General features: G+C 35.9%; 4 protein-coding genes and 1 pseudogene. All 5 read left to right on the top strand.

Annotated elements, in window-relative coordinates; all coding sequences use genetic code 11:
* Positions 1 to 385: pseudogene (locus P8M54_RS08190) on the top strand (radical SAM protein); the annotation flags it as partial.
* Between the two features lie 87 nt (positions 386 to 472).
* A complete protein-coding gene (locus P8M54_RS08185) occupies positions 473 to 958 on the top strand; it encodes an acetyl-CoA carboxylase biotin carboxyl carrier protein subunit (protein ID WP_300287078.1) in 486 nt (161 codons plus the stop codon).
* Positions 959 to 1,048: 90 nt separating this feature from the next.
* Positions 1,049 to 2,491: an acetyl-CoA carboxylase biotin carboxylase subunit gene (locus P8M54_RS08180; protein ID WP_300287076.1), complete on the top strand. Its 1,443-nt coding sequence runs from the start codon at positions 1,049 to 1,051 to the stop codon at positions 2,489 to 2,491.
* Positions 2,492 to 2,494: 3 nt separating this feature from the next.
* On the top strand, positions 2,495 to 4,036 hold the full coding sequence (locus P8M54_RS08175; protein ID WP_300287074.1) for an acyl-CoA carboxylase subunit beta: 1,542 nt from the start codon (positions 2,495 to 2,497) through the stop codon (positions 4,034 to 4,036).
* A gap of 534 nt (positions 4,037 to 4,570) precedes the next feature.
* Positions 4,571 to 5,286: outer membrane beta-barrel protein (locus P8M54_RS08170; RefSeq protein WP_300287072.1), on the top strand; the 716-nt coding region annotated here is incomplete at its 3' end.

Raw genomic sequence — 5,286 nt, 5'->3', positions numbered from 1 at the left:
AATTCCCAAATCAAAAATTCCAGAAGATTTCATATACAACGCCTTAACTAGCGATACCGATTTAAGTAGTAAGGCTAATGCTAAGATCGTGTGGTTAGGCGGTAAACCTGCTATTAATAAATACAATAAGTCTAAAAAAGGAAACTCATGGCAAATGATGTCATTTACTTTTCATGATAAGAAAGAAAGCTTTGAGATTGTATTAAATGATCAAGAAGGAGAGTGGTTATTGCATACTTTGCCGTTGCTTGCTGTCGCAAATAGTAAGACGTTTACTTTTCAAGAGCTCAAGCTAAGTTTTGAAACAAATTTAGAGAATTTTGAGCTTTTTTGGTATTCTAAACCAGTAAACACCTTAAGAGATTATGGGCTTCTTATATTGTAGCACGTAATTTTTAAGCATAAAAAAAATAATTTAATATCTGCGAAAACGTTTTCTTTTACTTATTTTTACGAGTAAAAAACTAGTAAAATGCGCGATAATTACAAAATTAGTGTCAATGACTCTTTTCTCTTTACTATTAACAAAGAGGAAGTTTCTAAGTTTGACGCAGTAAATACTGGAGGCAAAGACTACCACGCTCTGCATAATAACACTCCTTATAAAGCAACCATCGAATCTTCTAATTTTCATCAAAAAAGCTACACTGTAAAAGTGAACAGTAACTTATATACTGTTGCAATAGCTGATGACCTGGACTTATTAATTAAAGAACTAGGGTTTGAGGTAGGCTTGTCTAAACAAATTAACGCTATAAAAGCACCTATGCCAGGACTAATTCTAGAGATAAATGTTGTGCTGGGGCAAACTGTTAAGGAAAAAGACCCTTTATTGATTCTCGAAGCTATGAAAATGGAAAATAGTTTTCAATCCCCTCGTGACGGAGTCATAAAATCGATTGCCGTAGCTACTGGTGATGCTGTAGATAAGGGACAGCTTTTAATCGAATTTGAATAAAACTTTAAGTAAGAAACAAGGAGTGAATCGCAATTGACTGTACTGTGAAGTGCTTTTCAGTGCGCTGCAATTTCTTTTATCTATAAAAATATGAAAAAAATATTAGTTGCTAATCGAGGAGAAATAGCTATTAGAGTTATGAAAACGGCCCAGAAAATGGGAATCAAAACTGTAGCAGTATATTCTACCGTAGATAGAAACGCTCCTCATGTAAAATTTGCTGATGAAGCAGTATGGATAGGGGAAGCGCCTTCAAACCAATCCTATCTTTTAGGAGACAAAATTATAGCTGTTGCTAAGTCATTGAATGTTGATGCTATTCATCCAGGTTACGGATTTTTAAGTGAAAATGCGCAATTTGCCGAGGATGTAGCGGCTAGTGGTATTGTATTCATAGGTCCCAAGTCTAAAGCAATCCAAATTATGGGAAGCAAGCTAGCAGCAAAAGATGCGGTTAAAGCGTATGATATTCCTATGGTTCCTGGTTTAGACGAAGCCATTACAGATATCAAAGAAGCTAAAAAAGTAGCGACTCAAGTGGGTTTTCCTATTTTGATTAAGGCGTCTGCTGGTGGTGGTGGTAAAGGAATGCGCGTGGTTGAAAATGAAGAAGAATTTGAATCGCAAATGAACAGAGCAATTAGTGAAGCTACTAATGCTTTTGGGGATGGATCTGTTTTTATCGAAAAGTATGTGGCGTCACCAAGACATATCGAAATCCAAATTATGGCCGATAGTCACGGTAATATATTGTATTTATTTGAAAGAGAATGTAGTATTCAACGTCGCCATCAAAAAGTTGTAGAGGAAGCACCATCTGCGGTGCTATCTCCTGAACTTCGTAAAAAGATGGGTGAAGCTGCAGTTTTAGTCGCTAAATCTTGTGATTATTTAGGAGCAGGTACGGTCGAGTTTTTATTAGATGAGAATAATAATTTTTATTTTCTCGAAATGAATACGCGTTTGCAAGTAGAACATCCCGTGACAGAGTTGATTACTGGTACAGATCTAGTTGAATTACAAATTAGAGTGGCGCGAGGAGAGGCTTTGCAAATGAAGCAAGAGGATTTAAAAATTATGGGACACGCCCTAGAGTTAAGAGTATATGCTGAGGATCCATTAAATGATTTTCTACCTAGTGTAGGTAATTTAGAAGTGTACACACTGCCTGTAGGTGAAAGGATTCGTGTAGATAATGGTTTTGAGCAAGGAATGGATATTCCTATTTATTATGACCCCATGTTAGCTAAATTAATTACTTACGGTCAAACTAGGGAAGAAGCAATTCAATTAATGATCAAGGCAATTGATGATTACAATGTTGTGGGAGTGAGTACAACATTGCCTTTTGGTAAATTTGTATGTCAGCACGATGCCTTTAAATCAGGAAACTTTGATACCCATTTTGTCAAAAACTATTACGATGGTGAAAAGATGAAGGCAGCATTAAATGAAGAAGCTAAAATTGCTGCATTGCTAGCTTTGAAGCAGTATTTTGTAGATCAAAAAATTGTAAGATTACCAAATTCTTAAACTATGGATGCTAAGATAAAAATATTAAACGATAAGATTGCCAAAGCCCATTTAGGCGGAGGAGAAAAACGTATTGCAAAACAACACGAGAAGAAAAAGTTGACCGCTCGTGAGCGTGTTAACTATTTAATGGACGAAGGTTCTTTTGAGGAAATAGGGATGTTAGTGACGCATCGTACCACCGACTTTGGAATGGAGAAAGAAATCTACAATGGGGATGGTGTGATTACAGGTTACGGAACTATAAACGGAAGATTAGTGTATGTTTTTGCACAAGATTTTACGGTTTTTGGGGGTGCCTTGTCAGAAACTCATGCCGAAAAGATTTGCAAGGTCATGGATATGGCAGTAAAAATGGGTGCGCCCATGATTGGGCTAAATGATTCAGGTGGTGCTCGTATTCAGGAGGGTGTTCGCTCTTTAGGAGGATATGCAGATATATTTTTTAGAAATGTTCAAGCATCGGGTGTAATTCCGCAAATTTCGGCTATTATGGGACCATGCGCTGGTGGGGCGGTGTATTCACCTGCTATGACCGATTTTACAATGATGGTCGAAGATACCAGTTATATGTTTGTTACTGGTCCTAATGTTGTAAAGACCGTGACAAATGAAACAGTTACTTCAGAGGAATTAGGAGGTGCAAGTACGCATTCTACTAAGTCTGGTGTGGCGCACATAACATCAAGCAATGATATTGAGTGTCTAGAAGATTTAAAACGCCTACTTAGTTATTTACCACAAAGCAATAAGGAAACTACTAAGAAATGGCCATATGAGTTAAACGATGAAGTGCGTGACAAACTAGCAACGATTATACCTGATAATCCTAATAAACCGTATGATATGCATGAGGTGATTAGCGGGATTATCGATGAAGATTCATTTTACGAAATTCATAAGAATTTTGCTGAAAATATTTTAGTAGGTTTTGCTCGAATAGGTGGTAGGAGTATTGGTATTGTAGCAAATCAACCCTTGTATTTAGCAGGTGTCTTAGATGTAAATAGCTCTATAAAGGCAGCAAGATTTACTCGTTTTTGTGATGCATTCAATATTCCACTATTAGTTTTAGTGGATGTGCCTGGTTTCTTGCCTGGTACAGATCAGGAGTGGAATGGTATTATTGTACATGGTGCTAAGTTATTATATGCCTTAAGTGAGGCGACCGTACCCAGAATCACTGTGATTACTAGAAAAGCTTACGGTGGTGCTTATGATGTTATGAACTCTAAGCACATAGGAGCCGATATGAATTTTGCTTGGCCTACTGCTGAAATTGCTGTAATGGGAGCAAAAGGAGCTTCAGAAATTATCTTTAAAAAGGAAATTAGTGAGGCTGAAGATGCTGCAGCTAAATTACTAGAAAAAGAAACTGAATATGCTAATTTGTTTGCTAATCCCTACACCGCTGCACAAAGAGGTTTTGTCGATGAAGTCATTTTGCCGCAAGATACTAGAAGGAAATTGATTAAAGCTTTTAGTATGCTGGAGAACAAAGTAAGTGTTACTCCTAATAGAAAACATGGAAATATTCCTTTATAGCATATAATGTAAAGTAGTAAAAAAAAAGCCAGCTCTTGTAGCTGGCTTTTTTATGCATAAATATATTGAAATTCAAGTGATTCTTAGCACAATTACTATGACTAGTTTAAAGTCACTGATGTAATCTTATTTTAAGTTTTGCTAATAAATACGGGGGTGTCGTGTATTAAAAGTTGTTTTTTTTGGAAGACTTGTACTGTTTTTTACGGGGTTATCTTGAATTCATGTGTATAAAAATTGCTATTTGTCTAAATTTACTATGCGGTTAGTATAATATTTGGGGGCGAAAATTGCTAAATAATTTTTTTAACGTTCGCATTATTTCAAATCCGTAATAATTCAAATTATGGGCATTTTAGTATGCTCAATTTTGCGGTTACTTACTAAATGTTAATAAATTCGTACCGTATTACTGAGATAAATTAGTACAAAACGAAGAGCTCTCGCCTTGTCTAATATGCTGGATTTTACCATAATCCATTTTCAGTTCTACTAATTAACCAAAACCAAAGAAGTAACTAAAAAGATTTGTACATGAAAAAAGGACTAATTATGATGATATTGGTATTCGCTGCCGGTACATCATTCGCACAAAATTCACCATTAGAAATTTCAGGATCTGGAGATCTTTATTATAAATATGATTTTTCAAAAACAGCAAACATACCTACAAGTTTTGCAAATGATCAAAATTCAGTTTCTTTAGGTATGATCGATATTGCCTTAAAGAAAACTACAGGTAAAGCCTCTTTTGTAGGGGAAATATCGTTTGGACCTAGAGGACAGTTTCAATCAATACTTAATTCAGACGGGACATATGATGAGTTAGGAGCAAACTCATTTCATATCCAGAATTTATACGCTACTTATGCAGCGACAGAGAAATTGAGCTTTACGGCGGGTTTCATGGGGACATTTATTGGCTATGAAGTGATATCTCCTTTAGGTAATTACAATTATTCTACCTCTTACCTATTTACAAATGGACCGTTTCAAAATGCAGGAGTAAAGGTAAATTATGCAATCTCAGATAAAGTAGGTGTAATGGTGGGTGCTTTTAACGACGCTTGGAATGCTTATAAAGCTGATTCTTTAAAGGGCTTAAATGCCGTAGGTGCACAATTATCGTTCACACCCACAGATAAGATTAGTGCGTACTTGAACTTTATGGATGGGTCTGTTAGTGGTACAATAGTAGATTTGACTGCGTCATTTCAAGTTTCTGACAAATTTAAATTAGGATTGAATGC

The organism is Flavobacterium sp., assembly GCF_029242675.1.
GTDB lineage: Bacteria > Bacteroidota > Bacteroidia > Flavobacteriales > Flavobacteriaceae > Flavobacterium.
Note: the sequence above shows the minus strand (reverse complement) of the source record. Positions and strands in the feature narration are given on the sequence as shown.